The 17,122-nt window shown below is 50.3% G+C and carries 23 protein-coding genes, 2 tRNA genes and 3 rRNA genes (1 of these 28 cut by a window edge); 4 read left to right on the forward strand and 24 right to left on the reverse strand.

Annotated elements, in window-relative coordinates; genetic code table 11:
- The 8 genes from NYE48_RS24730 to NYE48_RS24765 form a co-directional block, all read right to left on the reverse strand.
- Window positions 1-351 (reverse strand): 23S ribosomal RNA (locus NYE48_RS24730) (it extends 2,696 nt beyond the left edge of the window).
- A gap of 237 nt (window positions 352-588) precedes the next feature.
- A tRNA-Ala gene (locus NYE48_RS24735) sits at window positions 589-664 on the reverse strand.
- 31 nt (window positions 665-695) lie between these two features.
- Window positions 696-772: transfer RNA gene (locus tag NYE48_RS24740), tRNA-Ile, on the reverse strand.
- 49 nt (window positions 773-821) lie between these two features.
- Window positions 822-938: ribosomal RNA gene (gene rrf / locus NYE48_RS24745) — 5S ribosomal RNA — on the reverse strand.
- Window positions 939-1,042: 104 nt separating this feature from the next.
- A 16S ribosomal RNA gene (locus tag NYE48_RS24750) occupies window positions 1,043-2,595 on the reverse strand.
- Together the 16S, 23S and 5S rRNA genes with 2 tRNA genes alongside form the textbook arrangement of a ribosomal RNA operon.
- A 409-nt stretch (window positions 2,596-3,004) precedes the next feature.
- Entirely contained in the window at window positions 3,005-3,235 is a 231-nt protein-coding gene (locus NYE48_RS24755) for a hypothetical protein (protein ID WP_036712662.1), read from the reverse strand.
- 162 nt (window positions 3,236-3,397) lie between these two features.
- Window positions 3,398-3,673 carry a stage II sporulation protein M gene (locus NYE48_RS24760; protein ID WP_445324045.1) on the reverse strand — a complete coding sequence of 92 codons (276 nt, stop codon included), beginning with the start codon at window positions 3,671-3,673 and terminating at the stop codon, window positions 3,398-3,400.
- Window positions 3,674-3,708: 35 nt separating this feature from the next.
- Window positions 3,709-4,005, reverse strand: coding sequence for a stage II sporulation protein M (locus tag NYE48_RS24765; RefSeq protein ID WP_341000278.1), 297 nt, complete (start codon window positions 4,003-4,005; stop codon window positions 3,709-3,711).
- Between the two features lie 92 nt (window positions 4,006-4,097).
- On the opposite strand from NYE48_RS24765, the gene pdaB reads away from it, so the two are divergent.
- Complete coding sequence (gene pdaB / locus NYE48_RS24770; RefSeq protein WP_341000279.1) at window positions 4,098-4,904, forward strand: polysaccharide deacetylase family sporulation protein PdaB; 807 nt, start codon at window positions 4,098-4,100, stop codon at window positions 4,902-4,904.
- A 35-nt stretch (window positions 4,905-4,939) separates the two neighbouring features.
- Here pdaB and NYE48_RS24775 read toward each other — a convergent pair whose 3' ends face one another.
- The gene (locus NYE48_RS24775) at window positions 4,940-5,530 is read right to left on the reverse strand and encodes a KinB-signaling pathway activation protein (RefSeq protein ID WP_341000280.1); all 591 of its coding nucleotides are present in this window, start codon (window positions 5,528-5,530) and stop codon (window positions 4,940-4,942) included.
- Between the two features lie 127 nt (window positions 5,531-5,657).
- On the opposite strand from NYE48_RS24775, the gene gerD reads away from it, so the two are divergent.
- Window positions 5,658-6,383, forward strand: coding sequence for a spore germination lipoprotein GerD (gene gerD, locus NYE48_RS24780; protein ID WP_036712658.1), 726 nt, complete (start codon window positions 5,658-5,660; stop codon window positions 6,381-6,383).
- A gap of 62 nt (window positions 6,384-6,445) precedes the next feature.
- Here gerD and NYE48_RS24785 read toward each other — a convergent pair whose 3' ends face one another.
- From NYE48_RS24785 to NYE48_RS24805, 5 genes are all read right to left on the reverse strand, one after another.
- Window positions 6,446-7,534 (reverse strand): Mrp/NBP35 family ATP-binding protein, encoded by a 1,089-nt coding sequence (locus NYE48_RS24785; RefSeq protein ID WP_036712655.1) that lies wholly within the window; start codon window positions 7,532-7,534, stop codon window positions 6,446-6,448.
- Between the two features lie 78 nt (window positions 7,535-7,612).
- Window positions 7,613-8,371 (reverse strand): N-acetylmuramoyl-L-alanine amidase CwlD, encoded by a 759-nt coding sequence (gene cwlD / locus NYE48_RS24790; RefSeq protein WP_212952118.1) that lies wholly within the window; start codon window positions 8,369-8,371, stop codon window positions 7,613-7,615.
- A 69-nt stretch (window positions 8,372-8,440) separates the two neighbouring features.
- Window positions 8,441-9,610, reverse strand: a complete 1,170-nt coding sequence (sat, locus tag NYE48_RS24795) for a sulfate adenylyltransferase (protein WP_341000281.1) — start codon at window positions 9,608-9,610, stop codon at window positions 8,441-8,443.
- Window positions 9,611-9,636: 26 nt separating this feature from the next.
- Window positions 9,637-10,329 (reverse strand): phosphoadenylyl-sulfate reductase, encoded by a 693-nt coding sequence (locus NYE48_RS24800; protein ID WP_341000282.1) that lies wholly within the window; start codon window positions 10,327-10,329, stop codon window positions 9,637-9,639.
- Window positions 10,330-10,520: 191 nt separating this feature from the next.
- Complete coding sequence (locus tag NYE48_RS24805; RefSeq protein WP_052147141.1) at window positions 10,521-10,976, reverse strand: spore coat protein; 456 nt, start codon at window positions 10,974-10,976, stop codon at window positions 10,521-10,523.
- A 197-nt stretch (window positions 10,977-11,173) separates the two neighbouring features.
- On the opposite strand from NYE48_RS24805, the gene NYE48_RS24810 reads away from it, so the two are divergent.
- Window positions 11,174-11,497: a hypothetical protein gene (locus tag NYE48_RS24810; protein WP_036712643.1), complete on the forward strand. Its 324-nt coding sequence runs from the start codon at window positions 11,174-11,176 to the stop codon at window positions 11,495-11,497.
- Between the two features lie 70 nt (window positions 11,498-11,567).
- Window positions 11,568-11,795 (forward strand): hypothetical protein, encoded by a 228-nt coding sequence (locus NYE48_RS24815; RefSeq protein WP_339322466.1) that lies wholly within the window; start codon window positions 11,568-11,570, stop codon window positions 11,793-11,795.
- A gap of 118 nt (window positions 11,796-11,913) precedes the next feature.
- Here NYE48_RS24815 and rpsI read toward each other — a convergent pair whose 3' ends face one another.
- The 10 genes from rpsI to NYE48_RS24865 form a co-directional block, all read right to left on the reverse strand.
- Window positions 11,914-12,306 (reverse strand): 30S ribosomal protein S9, encoded by a 393-nt coding sequence (gene rpsI / locus NYE48_RS24820; RefSeq protein ID WP_036712641.1) that lies wholly within the window; start codon window positions 12,304-12,306, stop codon window positions 11,914-11,916.
- 20 nt (window positions 12,307-12,326) lie between these two features.
- Entirely contained in the window at window positions 12,327-12,764 is a 438-nt protein-coding gene (gene rplM / locus NYE48_RS24825; RefSeq protein ID WP_036712637.1) for a 50S ribosomal protein L13, read from the reverse strand.
- A gap of 184 nt (window positions 12,765-12,948) precedes the next feature.
- Window positions 12,949-13,725, reverse strand: coding sequence for a tRNA pseudouridine(38-40) synthase TruA (truA, locus tag NYE48_RS24830; RefSeq protein WP_341000284.1), 777 nt, complete (start codon window positions 13,723-13,725; stop codon window positions 12,949-12,951).
- A 238-nt stretch (window positions 13,726-13,963) separates the two neighbouring features.
- Entirely contained in the window at window positions 13,964-14,329 is a 366-nt protein-coding gene (rplQ, locus tag NYE48_RS24835; RefSeq protein WP_036712632.1) for a 50S ribosomal protein L17, read from the reverse strand.
- 33 nt (window positions 14,330-14,362) lie between these two features.
- On the reverse strand, window positions 14,363-15,307 hold the full coding sequence (locus tag NYE48_RS24840) for a DNA-directed RNA polymerase subunit alpha (RefSeq protein ID WP_127606487.1): 945 nt from the start codon (window positions 15,305-15,307) through the stop codon (window positions 14,363-14,365).
- A 133-nt stretch (window positions 15,308-15,440) separates the two neighbouring features.
- On the reverse strand, window positions 15,441-15,836 hold the full coding sequence (rpsK, locus tag NYE48_RS24845) for a 30S ribosomal protein S11 (protein ID WP_127606489.1): 396 nt from the start codon (window positions 15,834-15,836) through the stop codon (window positions 15,441-15,443).
- Between the two features lie 19 nt (window positions 15,837-15,855).
- Window positions 15,856-16,224 (reverse strand): 30S ribosomal protein S13, encoded by a 369-nt coding sequence (gene rpsM, locus NYE48_RS24850; protein ID WP_036712625.1) that lies wholly within the window; start codon window positions 16,222-16,224, stop codon window positions 15,856-15,858.
- A 21-nt stretch (window positions 16,225-16,245) separates the two neighbouring features.
- Window positions 16,246-16,359, reverse strand: coding sequence for a 50S ribosomal protein L36 (gene rpmJ, locus NYE48_RS24855; RefSeq protein ID WP_003322638.1), 114 nt, complete (start codon window positions 16,357-16,359; stop codon window positions 16,246-16,248).
- 232 nt (window positions 16,360-16,591) lie between these two features.
- The gene (infA, locus tag NYE48_RS24860) at window positions 16,592-16,807 is read right to left on the reverse strand and encodes a translation initiation factor IF-1 (RefSeq protein WP_006212898.1); all 216 of its coding nucleotides are present in this window, start codon (window positions 16,805-16,807) and stop codon (window positions 16,592-16,594) included.
- A 2-nt stretch (window positions 16,808-16,809) separates the two neighbouring features.
- Window positions 16,810-17,118 carry a KOW domain-containing RNA-binding protein gene (locus tag NYE48_RS24865; RefSeq protein ID WP_341000285.1) on the reverse strand — a complete coding sequence of 103 codons (309 nt, stop codon included), beginning with the start codon at window positions 17,116-17,118 and terminating at the stop codon, window positions 16,810-16,812.
- Between the last annotated feature and the right edge of the window lie 4 nt (window positions 17,119-17,122).

A 17,122-nucleotide genomic window follows, 5' to 3' on the forward strand; every position in this document is an offset into this window, starting at 1 on the left:
AGACCTCTTCGCCTAACCAGTTCCTTTGTAACTCCATGTGAGACGTCCCACAACCCCGGCCAGCAAGCTGACCGGTTTAGGCTAATCCGCGTTCGCTCGCCGCTACTGACGGAATCACTATTGTTTTCTCTTCCTCAGGGTACTTAGATGTTTCAGTTCCCCTGGTATGCCTCTTCACATCCTATGTATTCAGATGCGAGTGACTGACTATTACATCAGCCGGGTTTCCCCATTCGGACATCCCCGGATCAAAGCTTGCTTACAGCTCCCCGAGGCAGTATCGTTGTTCGCCACGTCCTTCATCGGCTCCTAGCGCCTAGGCATCCTCCGTGTGCTCTTAGTAGCTTAACCTTTGACTCCTGTTTGCCTCGTTTCGCTCCGTTGTTTTGTGCTTCGCACAAAGCCAAAGTCGCTCTTCGATTCAAACACTCGTCTGCTACCTTTATTACTTGGTCTTTCAATGAAGACACAAGCAGCTATGATGAATTTCAATTTGACGCGAAGCCAAATTCAAAATCATCAGAAAAGGATATTTCTAAAACGCAAATTCGTTTCGTTATCTAGTTTTCAAGGATCAAATTGAATAATTGGTGGAGCCAAGCGGGATCGAACCGCTGACCTCCTGCTTGCAAGGCAGGCGCTCTCCCAGCTGAGCTATGGCCCCATAATAGGAAATATGCTTATTTAATTATATATGGTGGGCCCTAGTGGACTCGAACCACCGACCTCACCCTTATCAGGGGTGCGCTCTAACCAGCTGAGCTAAGGGCCCATATTCATTTCCTAATATACTCTTGATGAGTAAACCCATAAAGGTTTGCGCTTGGCAGCGTCCTACTCTCCCAGGACCCTTCGGTCCAAGTACCATCGGCGCTGGAGGGCTTAACGGTCGTGTTCGGGATGGGTACGCGTGGAACCCCTCCGCTATCGCCACCAAACGCATTTCGAAAGAGGTTTGCTCTTTCAAAACTGACAACGAGTGAGATTGTTTTGCCTTGCGGCATATTTGAATGTTTCCGTTGCAGGAAACGATTCTCCATAGAAAGGAGGTGATCCAGCCGCACCTTCCGATACGGCTACCTTGTTACGACTTCACCCCAATCATCTACCCCACCTTCGGCGGCTGGCTCCTTGCGGTTACCCCACCGACTTCGGGTGTTGTAAACTCTCGTGGTGTGACGGGCGGTGTGTACAAGACCCGGGAACGTATTCACCGCGGCATGCTGATCCGCGATTACTAGCAATTCCGACTTCATGCAGGCGGGTTGCAGCCTGCAATCCGAACTGAGACCAGCTTTGATAGGATTGGCTCCATCTCGCGACTTCGCTTCCCGTTGTACTGGCCATTGTAGTACGTGTGTAGCCCAGGTCATAAGGGGCATGATGATTTGACGTCATCCCCGCCTTCCTCCGGTTTGTCACCGGCAGTCATTCTAGAGTGCCCACCTTAATGTGCTGGCAACTAAAATCAAGGGTTGCGCTCGTTGCGGGACTTAACCCAACATCTCACGACACGAGCTGACGACAACCATGCACCACCTGTCTCCTCTGTCCCGAAGGCCGCCTCTATCTCTAGAGGATTCAGAGGGATGTCAAGACCTGGTAAGGTTCTTCGCGTTGCTTCGAATTAAACCACATACTCCACTGCTTGTGCGGGTCCCCGTCAATTCCTTTGAGTTTCAGTCTTGCGACCGTACTCCCCAGGCGGAATGCTTAATGTGTTAACTTCGGCACCAAGGGTATCGAAACCCCTAACACCTAGCATTCATCGTTTACGGCGTGGACTACCAGGGTATCTAATCCTGTTTGCTCCCCACGCTTTCGCGCCTCAGCGTCAGTTACAGCCCAGAAAGTCGCCTTCGCCACTGGTGTTCCTCCACATCTCTACGCATTTCACCGCTACACGTGGAATTCCACTTTCCTCTTCTGCACTCAAGTCACCCAGTTTCCAGTGCGAACTAGAGTTGAGCCCTAGCCTTAAACACCAGACTTAAGTGACCGCCTGCGCGCGCTTTACGCCCAATAATTCCGGACAACGCTTGCCCCCTACGTATTACCGCGGCTGCTGGCACGTAGTTAGCCGGGGCTTTCTTCTCAGGTACCGTCACTCGGATAGCAGTTACTCTACCCGACGTTCTTCCCTGGCAACAGAGCTTTACGATCCGAAAACCTTCATCACTCACGCGGCGTTGCTCCGTCAGGCTTTCGCCCATTGCGGAAGATTCCCTACTGCTGCCTCCCGTAGGAGTCTGGGCCGTGTCTCAGTCCCAGTGTGGCCGTTCACCCTCTCAGGTCGGCTACGCATCGTCGCCTTGGTGAGCCGTTACCTCACCAACTAGCTAATGCGCCGCAGGCCCATCCGTAAGTGACAGATTGCTCCGTCTTTCATTACCGCTCCATGCGAAGCGATAAATTATCCGGTATTAGCTACCGTTTCCGGTAGTTATCCCGATCTTACGGGCAGGTTGCCTACGTGTTACTCACCCGTCCGCCGCTAACCAAGAGCGATCCGAAGATCGCTAAGGTCCGCTCGACTTGCATGTATTAGGCACGCCGCCAGCGTTCGTCCTGAGCCAGGATCAAACTCTCCATGAAAGTTGGAAGAATCTGCTCACCCGAAGGAGAGTAGCGTTCCAACAAAAAGTTTGTGACTCATTTTGAATCTGACGAGAAATAAATTCTCATTTGTGCTCCACAAACCATCCAGCCATAGGCTTGAACCGATTTGCTTCGCGTTTCGGTTTCGTTGCCGAAACCTCATATCTCACTCGTTGTTCAGTTTTCAAAGATCAAATTCTTTCGTTTTCATTCATCACCGCATCTCAGCGGCGACTTTTATAATATATCATACATGCTCGATGTTTTGCAAGGCTTTTTTTAAAACTTTTTTTTCGAAGTTTTAAATTCGTCAACATCTCGCAGCTTTCCGTTTTATTTGACTAAAACCGAAGCGAAAATAAATTTATCATAGATCCCCGCTGACCGTCAAGCACTTTTTTCGCATCTATTGTTTGAATTGAGACAGCTTGCTGTTACGCGCATATTTGGAGAGCTCCTTCGGGGGCGCGAATCTGGCATACATGCGGAACACCGTGCGATATCGGCTCGCGATCGCGTTTCTCACTTCCAGGTCCAATCTATGGTCGCTTAAGTCAAACAGCATTTCATCCAGCTCTTTACGCAGTACATAATCCAGTTCCTTGCATTCCTTATCGTTAAAAAGCATACCCAGCATGGTTGCTTGGCCTCCTTGTCGACTAGAGCATATTTTCTGAAATTATCGGAATTTGCAACATTCTAAAATGTGGCTCGATATGCCGCCTTAATGTTATGCACAGTTTTTGGGAAATTTATGAATGCGGTATGCCGAAAAAAGGCAAATAGGCGCTATGCCTATTTACCCCTTCATCAGCGTGTAAGTAATCGTGCTTTCGATAATGGCGGCCACAAACAATAAAATGACGATCCATATCGATGCCGTCCATGCCTTCCGGAAACCCTCTTTCCATTTCCCCTTTAATCCTTCCTTCCCGCTTCCGCCAAGGCTCGCAATGACAAGCATCCCCATCCGAACCCCAAAAGCGCAAGCGATGATAATCGCGGGAATTTCGATGATCCCATGAGGCAGCAGACCTTTCACGACCAGATCGAACAAGCTGTTTCCCTGCTCCATAGAGGTATGAACCAGGAACCCGACAACCATGCCGTTCACAAGCAAAAACAAAATCGAAGGATGCCCAAAAACAACCCCAAAAAGATCATCAATACGGCCTTGATGCTGTTATTGAAAAAGATGAACACGAAAAAATTCCACTTCGGGTTGGACGACCTGCTCAGGCTTTCCCCGATGTCGCGGATTCCTCCCATCTGCTGATCGATGAACTGCGCCAATACGCCGGTGCTGTACCATCCTGCGACGATGCCCAAAACGAACAGGACCGTAACGAACAGCAGGGTTTTGCGGATCGAACCCAAATCTTTCAGAAAAACCGAAGGGCGAAGCATAGTTAACCTCCTCCTGGTATAACTCGCTGGTACGAGCATACTATGTAAAGTAAACAAGCATTTCCATTGTGGGAAAGGAGCGACAAACGCAAATGAGTTCATTTTTTTATGTGCTGAACGGCCGCAAAATCAAACGCACCTTCTTCGTGCTCGCCGCGGCACTGTTTGCGATCGGCATCATTTATGTAGAGTCAGACAATGTCACGGTATTCTCCGAAGGGGCTCCAGCCGCCATTTACAGCGTTCCTACCGAAAAGAAAGTGATCGCCCTGACCTTTGATATCAGCTGGGGAGAAAAGCGCACCGAGCCTATCCTGAACGTTCTGAAAGAGAAAGGCGTAACCAAAGCCACCTTCTTCCTCTCTTCCCCTTGGAGCAAAAGCCATCCGGATATCGTCAATAAAATCAAAACCGCGGGCTTCGAGATCGGAAGCCATGGCCATAAGCACGTCAACTACAGCAGCTTAAGCGACGAGGAGATCAAAACCCAGCTCATGACGGCTAACTCTATATTAACCGATCTGACGGGTAAGGAACCTACCCTGCTCCGCCTGCCGAACGGCGACTTCGATAAACGCGTGCTTAAAATCGCCGACAGCATGAATTACAAGGTCATCCAATGGGATACCGACTCGCAGGATTGGAAAAACATCGGGGTCGACAATATCGTGAACCGCGTCGTAAGCAGCGCCCATCCGGGCGATATCGTTCTCCTCCATGCAAGCGATTCGGTCAAACAAACCCACCAGGCGCTCCCGATCATTATCGACGAACTGCGGAAACAAGGTTATGAATTCGTCACGGTCTCCGATTTATTGTCGCAAGCCGATACCAAAGGAAAAGAAGTGCAGGATCAGGCGACGCTGCAGCAAGCCCTTGAAGATGCGGCAGGCATGTAGCATACGTAAATTTAAAGAAAAAAGAGCTAAGTTTCTTAGCTCTTTTTTGGTTTCAGCACTTTATGCAGTATTAAAATCTGGTATGCATTGCATGCGAGGAGTGGAACCACAATAAAGATCGTGGCATTGTTCTCATTGATTTTCAGACCGCCCACCATTTCGACGATGGTCACCGCGATCATGAAAAAGAGGGTCGGCACCCATGCGGTAACGTTGGTGGCTTTCGCTTTAAAATAGGCAACGGCAACAGCCACGACCAAAATCGCCAATCCCAGGAGCAAATCCGCCATTTGGCTGTTTTCCTTGCCGACGAAGGAACGGAAGAACATCACTTCCAGCAGCGCCAATATTGCTAAAACAAGCTGTATGTATTGCCAAGCCTTTTTTGGGAATACGCCGATAGCCGTATAATTCAGGATCATATAAGCAAAAAAACCAAGCTGCGAGTAAACGCTCGTCAGTGCTCCAAAACCGAAAAGAATAAGCAAGTAAAACAATACATCGCTTACATCCTTGAAGGAAATGGATTCCCTGCTGAACGGCAGCAGAAAACCGGTGATGATGGAGACGGCGGCTCCCACCAGCAATGTTTGCAAAAATAACTTGGACCAATTTTTTAAGTTCAAATCGCCTGCACCCCCAAGACTTTATTTTACCAACGTTCACATTAAAAAACCATGCCCGGAAACGACATATTTCGAAATCCACTTCGGCATACTACATGCAGGATGATAAGCAAAAGGAGTGACGCTCATGAAGTGGCCTGTTTTAGGCATTTGGGGAATCATATTCGGACTTACCACCGTACTCTCAGGCTGCGGATCCGAACCGAGCTATGCACCGCCTCAAGGCGATTATAAAGAAATGAAGACGATGGTGGTCGACATCCTGAAGAGCGACGAAGGCAAAAAAGCCGTCGAAGATGCGCTGAAACAGGGCGGCGGTGGCTCTTCGGGCGGCAGCGGCGGTCCCGGCATGCAAATGATGACGATGCAGGCTACCGATCAGATCCGAACGGCGGTCAAGGATACCATCACCTCGCCGGAATATAAAAAGGAATTCGAAAAAATCATGACCGATCCGCAGTTCGCCGGCGACTTTGCCAAGGCGATCAGCACCCAAAACAAGCAGCTTCACATGCAGCTGATCAAGGATCCGACGTATCAAAAGGCGATTTCCGATATCATGAAGTCGCCCGAGGTCATGAAGATGTTCCTCGATTTGACCAAAACGCCGGAATACCGCAAGCAATCGATGACGGTCATGCAGGAAGCGATGCAAAATCCGATGTTCAAAATGGAAGTGATGTCGCTCCTGCGAAACGTGGTGACCCAGGAACTTCAGCCGAAGGTCGAAAAGGAAGGCGGCCAAGGCGGAGAAGGCGGCAAACAGAAGGAAGGCGGGGAAAAAGGCGATAAAGAAAAAGAAGGCGGTGGCGGCGGAGAAGGCGAAGAAGGCGGTGGCGGCAACGCTTCCTAAAATCGAATGGCACAAGAAAAAAAGCCCTCGCGACGGGGCTTTTTTTCTTTGAACCAAACGGTCTATTTTTCGCATTTGGCGATAATGCTCGCCGCCAGCTCATTGTAAATTCGTCCGCTCGCGGATTCGGATTTATATACCGATGGCGAAAAATCCGGCTCTGAAATATGGTTGTCCGGCGCTCCGAGCGGAAGCTGGGCCAAAAGTTCGGTGTGAAGCGTTTCCGCCAGCTGTCCGCCGCCGCCCCGGCCGAACACGAAATCCTTTTCTCCGCAATGGGAGCATTCGTAGTATGCCATGTTTTCCACGACGCCCAGTATTTCATGATTCGTCTGAATGGCCATGGCCCCTGCCCGGGCAGCCACAAAAGCGGCCGTGGCATGCGGGGTCGTCACGATGATTTCCTTGCTTTGCGGAAGCATTTGGTGAACGTCCAGCGCAATGTCCCCGGTTCCCGGCGGCAAATCGAGCAGCAGGTAATCCAGCTTGCCCCAGTTGACGTCGCCGAAAAATTGATGGAGCATTTTGCCGAGCATCGGGCCGCGCCATACGACCGGGCTGTTTTCGCGGATGAAAAAGCCCATCGACATCACCTTCACGCCAAACCGTTCGACGGGAATGATCAATTCGTTCTCGACGACGGGGCCTTCCTCGATTCCCATCATGTCCGGAACGCTGAAGCCGTAAATATCGGCATCGATCAATCCGACCCGCTTGCCTTGGCGGGCCAGCGCCGCAGCAAGGTTGACGGTTACCGTGGATTTGCCGACTCCCCCTTTACCGCTCGCCACCGCGATAAAATGGACGTCCGGATCGTTCAGCAGCTCGTTTCTTTCAAGGCCGGCCGCATGCCCCTTCACCAGCTTGTCTTTATCCGTTTTTCGTTCGTGGTCGCCCAAAATCTTGCCGCGCTCATGCTCGTTGGCCGGACGGATGCGGATGTGCACATCTCCCGCTCCGGCAGCTTGCAGACGCTCGCGGATTTCTTTTTCCAGCGCTTGTCCATAATCGTCCAGCGTAATCACGGATAGTGACACCCTGGCGTCTTTCACGACGATATCTCTTATCATTTGCAGCTCCATAAGGCTTCTACCGGTAACAGGCTCGCTTACGGGCTGTAGCACCTCTTGTACTTGCTCACGTGACAACATGATGGCAGCACCTCTGCTTTGTATATTGTGCATCCGCACGAGGCGAATGCGCCCCAGAAGCCATTATACCATCAACGCTTACATTTCTGGCGACAAATTCGCCTTTTCCCCCGATAAATACCGCAGCATCCCTTTATACACCGCAGCCGCGACCTTCCGCTGGTATCCTTCGTCCCTTAAGAGCTGAGACTCCTCCGGATGGGACAAAAAACCGACTTCGACCAATGCCGCGGGCATTTTCACGGCTTTAAGAAGGTACACGTGGTTTACGGTTTTGGCGACGCGATCGGTATTTTCCAGGTTGCGCTTGATTTCCTCCTGGATGAATACGGCCAGCGTCTTATTGTCGGGATGATTGGGATAATAAAAGGTCTGGGCTCCGCTCCATCTGCCGGGGAAGCTGTTCAAATGGATGCTCAGAAACAGGTCGGCGTTGGAGTTTTCGATCATCTTGGCGCGCTGTTTCAAATCCTCCGTTTTGCGTTTGGAGTATCCTTTCGTATCCTTCCCTGCCAAATCGTAGTCGCCTTCCCGCGTCATGTACACGACAGCCCCCGCCTGCTGCAAATAATCGCGCAAATACAAGGCGATCGCCAGATTCACATCCTTTTCGATCAGGCCCTGCTTGCTTACGGCTCCGCCGTCGGGGCCGCCGTGGCCCGCATCGAGCACGATGACCTTTCCCGATAACGGGAGGCCCCATTGCCCCGTCGTTTTAACCGCAGGAATATTCAGCGTGGCTACGGTGACAAACACGATGGCCAGACATATGCCGATGAAAAGCTTCTTGATGGAGCTCAGCCGGATCCACAGCACCTGCTTGCCAGGCTTGGACATCAAAAATCCACCTCCGTTCCCATATCGACTCTACTCATCTATATGGGCGAAGGTGGACAAATAGTACCTTTAAGGCGTTACTTGCGCGCGCATGCCTGCGATCAGCACTTCAGCGACTTCCGGACGGGTGAATTCCGGCGGCGGACACTGCCCGTCGCGGAGCAATCCGCGTACCTTGGTGCCGGACAGGGTCAGGTGATCTTCCTTCGGATGCGGGCAGGTTTTGCTGGACGCCATGTTGCCGCATGTTTTGCAGAAGAAGCTATGCTCGAAAAACAGCGGCGTAATGCCGAGCTCTTCAGGCGTAAAGTTCGAGAATATCTCCTGCGCTTCATAAGTGCCGTAATAGTCGCCTACCCCGGCATGGTCGCGTCCGACGATGAAATGGGTGCAGCCGTAATTTTTGCGGACCATCGCATGGAAAATAGCCTCTCTAGGACCCGCATAACGCATGGCGGCAGGAAACACGCCCAAAAACGTCCGGTCCTGCGGATAATAGTTTTCCAGAAGAACCAGGTAGCTCTTCATTCGTACGTCCGCCGGAACGTCGTCCGATTTCGTCTCGCCGACAAGCGGATTCAGGAATAGGCCGTCAACGATCTCTAGCGCCGTCTTCTGAATGTACTCGTGGGCCCGGTGCACGGGATTGCGGGTTTGGAAGCCGACAACCGTTTTCCAGCCCTTTTCCCGGAACAGCTCCCGGGTTTGCGCCGGGTCGAAATAAAATTCGCGGAACCTTGCAGGCTGCGGGCGGTTAAGGACCTTGACGCTTCCGCCGACATAGATCGGGGAACGCTCGAACAGCTTTTTCACGCCGGGATGCTCCAGATCGCTCGTTTTGAACACCTTCAGCGCTTCTTCCTCCTGATCGGCTTCGTACACGCTTTCCACGGTCAAAACGGCATACACGACGCCGTCCTCGGCTCCGGTCAACGCCACTTGATCCCCCAGGTTAAGCCCTTGGGCCGTCGTTTCATCGACGGATAACGTCACCGGTATGCTCCATACCGTTCCATCGGCAAGCCGCATCGTGCTGACTACCGAACGGTAATCCTCTTCGTTCAAAAATCCTTCAAGCGGAGAAAATGCTCCGTTCCCGATTAAATCAAGATCGGAAATGGTCCAATTGTTCACCCGGATCTGCTTCAAAAACGGCGAAGCCTTCAGAAGCTCATCGCGTTCGTTTCCTTCTGCGAACCTGTTAACCAGCTTGCCGCCATGCGGAAGTATTCCAGTCATGCCGTTCATTCCTCCTATTTCGAAATTTATTGATGCAGTCCGCATTCCGTTTTTTCCGTTCCGGACCAGCGGCCGGCTCTTGGGTCTTCGCCCGGCTGCACCGGACGGGTGCAGTGTTCGCAACCGATGCTCGGATAGTTCCGGTCATGGAGAGGATTGTACAGCACTTGGTTATCGCGAATATATGTCCAGACATCGTCGGATGTCCAATCGGCAATCGGGTTGAATTTGACCAGCCCGAACTTATGATCATATTCCACTTTCTTGGCATTGGCGCGGGTCGGAGCCTGGTCTCTGCGGATCCCCGTGATCCAGGCGTCGTATTGGGAAAGAATCCGGGTGAGCGGCTCGACTTTGCGGATGTTGCAGCACTGGTTCGGGTCGATTTTCCACAATTCCTCGCCATGGCTGGCCGCTTGCTCCTCCGGCGTCAATTTGGGAGACACGCGCACGAACTGGATGCCGTATTTGGATTCCAGCCGGTCTCTCGTTTCGTACGTTTCCTTAAAGTGGAAGTCCGTATCCAAATAAAAAATATCGGTGGACGGACTCACCTTTTGCAAAATATCAACCAAAACCACGTCCTCGGCCCCAAAACTGCACGCAAACGTAATATTCGGGAATTTCTCGACGGCAACCCGAATGACCTCTTCGGCGGAAGCATGCTCCAGCTCGGCGGCTTGAACCTCGATCCACTTTTCTTTTTCAAGCAAATTCATGCGAATGTCTCCCCTTCCAATAATTCGTATCATAATCATTGCAATAATAATCAGTGAATACCAAGCGGTTTAATATGATTTAAAACCAGTATAAAGCAATATCTTTAGTTGTCAATCCTATAAAAGGTCCTGAAACCTGCGAAGAAGAAAAAGACCTTTCGCTGCGAAAGATCTTTTTCTTGGCCGGGCCCTTACATCTCCAGCGCTTTTTTAGCGGTTTTCTTATCGTTTTCGAGCAGCTGATGCAAATCGTATGCCGGATAAAACCCGCGTTCATGCATGAAGTTAAACACTTTCGTATGCAGTTTGATCGCATGGTTCAGATGTTTGACGAATGTATCTTTAAGCTGCGGAGTAGCTGCCTCCGTAACGGCTGCCGCGTAGTTTTTGACGCAGTTTTTGGCTATCCCGAGCAGATGGCCGGCATAAAAGGCGGTCAGGTCTTCGTGATGCGGCTTGCTTTTGTTGTTTCTCGCTTCCATGGGGGCCATCGGATAAAATTGCAGCAGCTCCTTCAGGTTGGACTCCGTGGAGCGGATCGTCTCCTCATAAAGGCCCCGCAGCTTCGGATCCGCCACGTCATGGACGTGCATTTTAAGCCCCATCAAAGTGTTGGACTGCGAAGCGGTAAGTTCATGCAGCTCCATCGTTTCATGCCATGCCAAATGTTTATGCTGTGCGTTAGGTTGCAAAATCAAATCCCTCCGTTCGAGTTATGCTACAGCATATGATGAATCCGCCCAATGGGCACATTGTCTTACCAAAAAGAATAAGAATCCGCCCTTCAAAGGAACAATACGTAAGGGATCAAAACCATACCAGACTACCGAAGGAGGCATTCCCTTTGAACCAGTTCAACCAAACGCAGCAAATTACCCAGCTCGTCCAGCAGTTGATTCAGCAAACCCAACAGGCTTCGCAAGCTTACCAACAGCTGTTGAGACAAGAAGAAAGCAACGCGATGCAGCTCGAGCAGCTCGCTCAGCGTGAGCGCCATGCAGCCCAGGTGATCCAAAACGCGCTGCAAGGACACCAAACCGCGATTCAACAGCTGCAGCAAATTTCCAATATGGCTCACCAAATGGAAAACGTCAGCCATTCCTACACCGGCTTTGGCCAACAGCAATACGGAATGGGCACCAACTACCAAGGCTTTCAGCGTCAATAATCATCCAAACGGGAAATAGATCGAGCAGTCCGGTCTATTTCCTTTCAAAATTCCGATGAGGTGAAAAAGCATGATTGTTTCCTCCAACCAGCTTGGCCAATCGTTGTATTGCAGCCAATGCGGCAAGGAAAACGAACAGATCAACGTATGGTGGAAAGACGGACGGAATGACGACGGATTGGGTTACAGCGAGGTTTTTGCCGAGTGCCCGGCCTGCCATGCCCAGCTCATGAAAAAACATGCGTACGGGGAAATCGGCTCTGTCGATGATGCATTACATATTTTGCAAAATGAATAACTCCGCTTTTTGGGGGTTTAATCCAACTGCCGCAAGGCAGTTTTTTTCTGGAACGGGCAAAATAAAAAGCCCCTGACCGGTAAAGGCCAGAGGCTTGTATCCTGAAATCCAGGAAATATTAACGTTTCGAGAATTGTGGCGCGCGACGAGCCGCTTTGAGACCGTATTTTTTACGTTCTTTCATGCGTGGGTCACGAGTCAGGAAGCCCGCTTTTTTCAAAGCCGGACGGAACTCTGGGTCAGCTTTCAGCAACGCACGGGAGATACCGTGACGGATTGCGCCTGCTTGACCGGAGATGCCGCCGCCGTTAGCGATAACGAGTACGTCGTATTGTCCGAGCGTTTCAGTCAGAGCCAGCGGTTGCTTCACGATCAGTTTGAGGGTTTCCAAACCGAAATATTCGTTGATGTCGCGTTTATTGATGACGATGCGTCCTTCACCCGGTACAAGGCGAACACGTGCTACCGAATGTTTACGACGACCTGTCCCATAGTATTGTACTTGTGCCATGAAACTTGTCCTCCTTTTAATTATCCGCGAAGTTCGTAAACTTCTGGTTTTTGTGCTGCATGTGGATGTTCGGAACCTGCATATACTTTCAGTCTCAGCTTCATTTTTTCGCCCATGCGGGTTTTAGGAAGCATGCCGTGAACAGCGGATTCCAATACACGTTCAGGTTTGCTGTTCAAGAGGTCTTGAGCGTTGGTCACTTTCAGACCGCCTGGATGCAGGGAGTGACGGTAGTATTTTTTGTTTTGCAGTTTTTTGCCTGTCAGATGGATCTTCTCAGCGTTGATGATGACAACGAAATCGCCGCCGTCAACATGAGGTGTAAATTGTGGCTTGTGTTTGCCGCGGATCAAAGCAGCTGCTTCGCTCGCCAAACGACCAAGCGTTTTGCCTTCGGCATCGATGATGTGCCAATTGCGCTCAACTTCATTTGGCTTCGCCATATAGGTGGTACGCATGAATAGTTCCTCCTTGTAATCGTCCGAAAATCATTTATCTTCGTTCATCTTTGTTATGAAAAGAAAGTCATTTGTAATGTTAGGTTTGTCGTTTTCTTACTGGGGGCTGTGGGAGAGCCATAAGAAAACACAACTTTTATTTTACAGTATAGGCAGATAAATCGCAAGCCGATTTTCAATGTTTTTAATTGAAATTCTCATACTCCACATTCCATAACATGAGACCCTTCGATTCGGCCGTCGGACCTGCTTTCATCCGGTCTTTGGCCTTCAGGATCGACGCAATGTCCTCAGGACGTCTACGGCCTTTGCCCACTTCCAGCAGCGTGCCCACGATAATGCGGACCATATGCTGCAAAAAGCCGTTTCCGGTGATATAGACATGGATCAAGCCCTGATCCCGGGTTCCCGGGCGGCACATGGATTGATCCCTTTCGATATGGGCATCATATACGGTGCGAACATGGGAAGGCTTGGTGGAATGACGGGAAGCAAAGGAAGTAAAGTCATGGGTACCGATCAAATGCTTCAGCCCTTCGGACATCGCTTCTACATCGAGCTTGCCGGGATGATGAAGCTCCGTATTTCTGCGGAACAGATCCGGATATTGATTGGCATTGATGGTGTAACGGTACGTTTTTCGCTTCGCGTTTCTTCTGGAGTGAAAATCCAGGGAAACCTCCCGGGCTTCGGTCACCAAAATATCTTTGGGAAGTCTCGAATTCAGCGCCAGGCACCATCGTTCCACGGGAATTTGGGAGGCGGTATGAAAATGAAACACCTGCCCGATCGCGTGAACGCCGGCGTCCGTCCGGCCCGAGGCATGGATTTTCACCTGCTCGCCCGTCAGCAGCTTAATGGCCTTCTCCAAATAATCCTGAATGGCGTTTCCGTCCGGCTGCGTCTGAAACCCGCTGTAATTCGTACCGTCATAACTGACTTTCATGCAAATGTTGCGCATTCCCCAAATCCTCCTGACCTCTTGCTTCCTGCTTCGATGACGCGCTTCATGCCGCAAACATAAAACGGCTCCGCCGTAATTCACGGCGAAGCCGTTCCAAGGTAATTCAAAAGGAACACGAAACGGGGCCTCTTATCCGGATAAGAAAAATCTTATTCCGTATACAGGCCCCGGACGTGAAAAAAGGGTTCGATCAGAATCATGCGATTCCTTCCCCCCTTTCCCCATCCTCACCTGTTTACGCGCGGTCAACCAGTTCCAGATAAACCATAGGCGCGGAGTCACCGCGGCGAGGTCCGAGCTTCAGGATACGAGTGTATCCGCCTGGACGCTCAGCGTAACGGGTAGCCAACTCGCTGAACAGTTTTTGGATCGCGTCTTGCTCTCCGTCAACCGTTTCACGACGTACGAATGCTGCCACTTGGCGGCGAGCATGAAGGTCACCCTTCTTCGCTTTCGTGATCAGCTTCTCAGCGATGGAACGAACTTCCTTCGCTTTCGCTTCCGTTGTTTGAATGCGCTCATATAAGAACAGGTCGGTTACCAGGTCACGGAACAAAGCTTTACGTGCGCTGGAATCGCGGCCCAACTTTTGGTATGCCATGTTTTCCCCTCCTTCGCTAACAATCCTAAGATGCTATTCTTCTGTACGGAGTCCCAAACCGAGCTCTTCGAGCTTCTCTTGAACTTCCTCCAAAGACTTGCGGCCCAGGTTGCGGACTTTCATCATATCTTCTTCGGTCTTCGTGGTCAGCTCTTGTACCGTGTTGATGCCGGCACGCTTGAGGCAGTTGTAGGAACGAACAGAGAGATCCAGCTCTTCGATCGTCATTTCAAGCACTTTTTCTTTTTTGTCTTCTTCTTTTTCGACCATGATTTCCGCATCTTTCGCCTCATCGGTCAAGCCGACGAACAGCATCAAATGCTCGGTCAAAATTTTGGCGCCGAGGCTTACGGCCTCTTCCGGACGGATGCTTCCATCAGTCCAGATTTCAAGCGTCAATTTGTCGTAGTTGGTCACTTGACCAACCCGCGTATTCTCCACGCCATAATTCACGCGGCTAATCGGGGTATAGATAGAATCGACCGGGATGACGCCAATCGGTTGATCATCACGTTTATTCTTATCTGCTTGGACATAGCCACGACCGCGGTTAGCAAAAATACGCATGTGAAGTCTCGAACCTGGTCCCATGGTAGCAATATGCAGGTCTGGGTTGAGAATTTCAACATCGCTGTCCGCCCGGATATCTCCTGCCGTCACGACTCCTTCGCCCTCAGCATCAATCTCAAGGACTTTCTCCTCGTCGGAATGAATTTTCAGGGAAAGAGCCTTCAGGTTCAGAATAATTTCCGTCACGTCTTCCATTACACCCGGAACCGTTGAGAACTCGTGCAGTACGCCATCGATTTGAACGGACGTTACGGCTGCGCCTGGCAGCGAGGACAACAGGATCCGGCGAAGGGAATTCCCCAGGGTCGTTCCATATCCGCGCTCAAGCGGTTCTACTACAAACTTGCCATAGGCACCGTCTTCACTGACGTCTACGGTCTCAATTTTCGGCTTTTCGATTTCAATCACGCAAGTACCCCTCCTTCAAGCGTCGCTCCTATTTGAAACTGTCATTACCCTTGTGTACTCATGTAGTATGCCTAAACAACCATTATTAGCAGATTGTGCCGGAAATATACCACATTTTACAGGTTTGCTTCAATTAGACACGACGACGCTTAGGTGGGCGGCAACCGTTATGCGGAACTGGAGTTACGTCTTTGATCAGGTTGACTTCCAGACCAGCAGCTTGCAAAGAGCGGATCGCTGCTTCACGGCCTGCACCTGGACCTTTAACCATAACCTCTACCGACTTCATGCCATGTTCCATCGCAGCTTTAGCCGCGGATTCGGCAGCCATTTGCGCTGCGAACGGAGTCGACTTACGGGAACCTTTGAATCCAAGGCCGCCGGAGCTTGCCCAAGAAATCGCGTTTCCATGAGGATCCGTAATCGTTACGATAGTGTTATTGAACGTGGAACGGATATGAGCCACTCCGGATTCAATATTTTTGCGGTCACGACGTTTAGTACGTACGACTTTTTTCGGTTTAGCCATTGTCTTTTATCCCCCCTTCTTATTTCTTCTTGTTCGCTACAGTACGACGAGGGCCTTTCCGTGTACGAGCATTCGTTTTAGTACGTTGTCCACGAACCGGCAGACCGCGGCGATGACGCACTCCACGATAGCAGCCGATCTCAATGAGACGTTTAATATTCAAGGAAATTTCACGACGCAGGTCACCTTCAACCTTAACCGTTTTGTCGATCGTTTCACGCAGTTTGCTGACTTCATCTTCCGTCAAATCACGAACACGAGTGTCCGGATTGATGCCTGTAGTGCTCAGAATTTTCTGGGAAGTCGTTTTACCGATTCCGAAAATATAAGTCAAGGCGATCTCAACGCGTTTGTCACGTGGCAAATCCACACCAGCTATACGAGCCATTTTACGCTACACCCCCTTCTATTAACCTTGTTTTTGTTTGTGCTTCGGATTTTCACAGATAACCATTACAGTCCCTTTGCGGCGAATGACTTTGCATTTTTCGCAAATAGGCTTTACAGAAGGTCTTACCTTCATGTTAATTACCTCCCTCAAGTTTTGCAAAAAACAAAACTCGCTTCGTAAGGATTGACTAAAGTCTTGCTTTTACGCAAAACCTTCTTCAGAGAATTCACTCCCATCATGAAGGAAGCAAATTCATATTTAAGGATCAACCGGACTTTACAAATGTAAACCCTCGATCGAATATTTTCAAGTGCCCTATAGGATCATAACATCCCGGGCGTCCTATTGAAAGAAACGGTAAAAATTACTTACGGTACGTTATACGGCCTTTGGTTAAATCATAAGGCGATAACTGCACGACCACTTTGTCGCCTGTCAGAATACGGATAAAGTGCATCCGCAGCTTACCGGAAACATGGGCAAGAATTTGATGACCGTTCTCAAGCTCGACTTTGAACGTTGCATTCGGCAGCGGTTCGATGACCGTGCCTTCCACTTCAATTACATCCTCTTTAGCCACAGTTAGTCTCCTTTCTCTTCAGCATGGGATTCGGTGGACTTCATAAACTTCATGACTGCATAACGCAGTTTTCCGTTCGTGACCCGACCGCTTTCATTTAAACTGTTTGCGACCTCGCTGCTTATGAAGGACTGGGGCTCCAGATGGAGAAAGTTTTTCTTCTTTTTCTGGTCAAACTTTCGTTTGTTCCCGTCCGCTATATACACGAACCTGCTGTCCTCAATGGATACGACCACGGCCACCTGTCCGGCGTCTTTGCCTTTCAGGATCTTCACAATCTGGCCGATTTGCAGGCTGCCTGGATTACTCAAGAAC

It is taken from the genome of Paenibacillus sp. FSL M7-1455 (genome assembly GCF_038004655.1).
Classification (GTDB): domain Bacteria; phylum Bacillota; class Bacilli; order Paenibacillales; family Paenibacillaceae; genus Paenibacillus_AQ; species Paenibacillus_AQ cookii.

Excerpts from the sequence above, each read along its gene's own strand:
- NYE48_RS24760 (WP_445324045.1), bottom strand. The coding sequence starts at position 3,673 with ATGGAGCAGGGAAACAGCTTGTTCGATCTGGTCGTGAAAGGTCTGCTG.
- gerD (WP_036712658.1), top strand. The coding sequence starts at position 5,658 with ATGAAGTGGCCTGTTTTAGGCATTTGGGGAATCATATTCGGACTTACC.
- rplQ (WP_036712632.1), bottom strand. The coding sequence starts at position 14,329 with ATGGCATACCAAAAGTTGGGCCGCGATTCCAGCGCACGTAAAGCTTTG.
- NYE48_RS24755 (WP_036712662.1), bottom strand. The coding sequence starts at position 3,235 with ATGCTGGGTATGCTTTTTAACGATAAGGAATGCAAGGAACTGGATTAT.
- NYE48_RS24800 (WP_341000282.1), bottom strand. The coding sequence starts at position 10,329 with ATGAATTTGCTTGAAAAAGAAAAGTGGATCGAGGTTCAAGCCGCCGAG.
- sat (WP_341000281.1), bottom strand. The coding sequence starts at position 9,610 with ATGACTGGAATACTTCCGCATGGCGGCAAGCTGGTTAACAGGTTCGCA.
- rpmJ (WP_003322638.1), bottom strand. The coding sequence starts at position 16,359 with ATGAAGGTAAGACCTTCTGTAAAGCCTATTTGCGAAAAATGCAAAGTC.
- NYE48_RS24785 (WP_036712655.1), bottom strand. The coding sequence starts at position 7,534 with ATGTTGTCACGTGAGCAAGTACAAGAGGTGCTACAGCCCGTAAGCGAG.
- NYE48_RS24805 (WP_052147141.1), bottom strand. The coding sequence starts at position 10,976 with ATGGAGCTGCATGAACTTACCGCTTCGCAGTCCAACACTTTGATGGGG.
- rpsM (WP_036712625.1), bottom strand. The coding sequence starts at position 16,224 with ATGGCTCGTATAGCTGGTGTGGATTTGCCACGTGACAAACGCGTTGAG.
- truA (WP_341000284.1), bottom strand. The coding sequence starts at position 13,725 with ATGCGCAACATTTGCATGAAAGTCAGTTATGACGGTACGAATTACAGC.
- rplM (WP_036712637.1), bottom strand. The coding sequence starts at position 12,764 with ATGCGTACCACCTATATGGCGAAGCCAAATGAAGTTGAGCGCAATTGG.
- rpsK (WP_127606489.1), bottom strand. The coding sequence starts at position 15,836 with ATGGCTAAACCGAAAAAAGTCGTACGTACTAAACGTCGTGACCGCAAA.
- NYE48_RS24815 (WP_339322466.1), top strand. The coding sequence starts at position 11,568 with ATGATTGTTTCCTCCAACCAGCTTGGCCAATCGTTGTATTGCAGCCAA.
- NYE48_RS24765 (WP_341000278.1), bottom strand. The coding sequence starts at position 4,005 with ATGCTTCGCCCTTCGGTTTTTCTGAAAGATTTGGGTTCGATCCGCAAA.
- pdaB (WP_341000279.1), top strand. The coding sequence starts at position 4,098 with ATGAGTTCATTTTTTTATGTGCTGAACGGCCGCAAAATCAAACGCACC.
- rpsI (WP_036712641.1), bottom strand. The coding sequence starts at position 12,306 with ATGGCACAAGTACAATACTATGGGACAGGTCGTCGTAAACATTCGGTA.
- cwlD (WP_212952118.1), bottom strand. The coding sequence starts at position 8,371 with ATGTCCAAGCCTGGCAAGCAGGTGCTGTGGATCCGGCTGAGCTCCATC.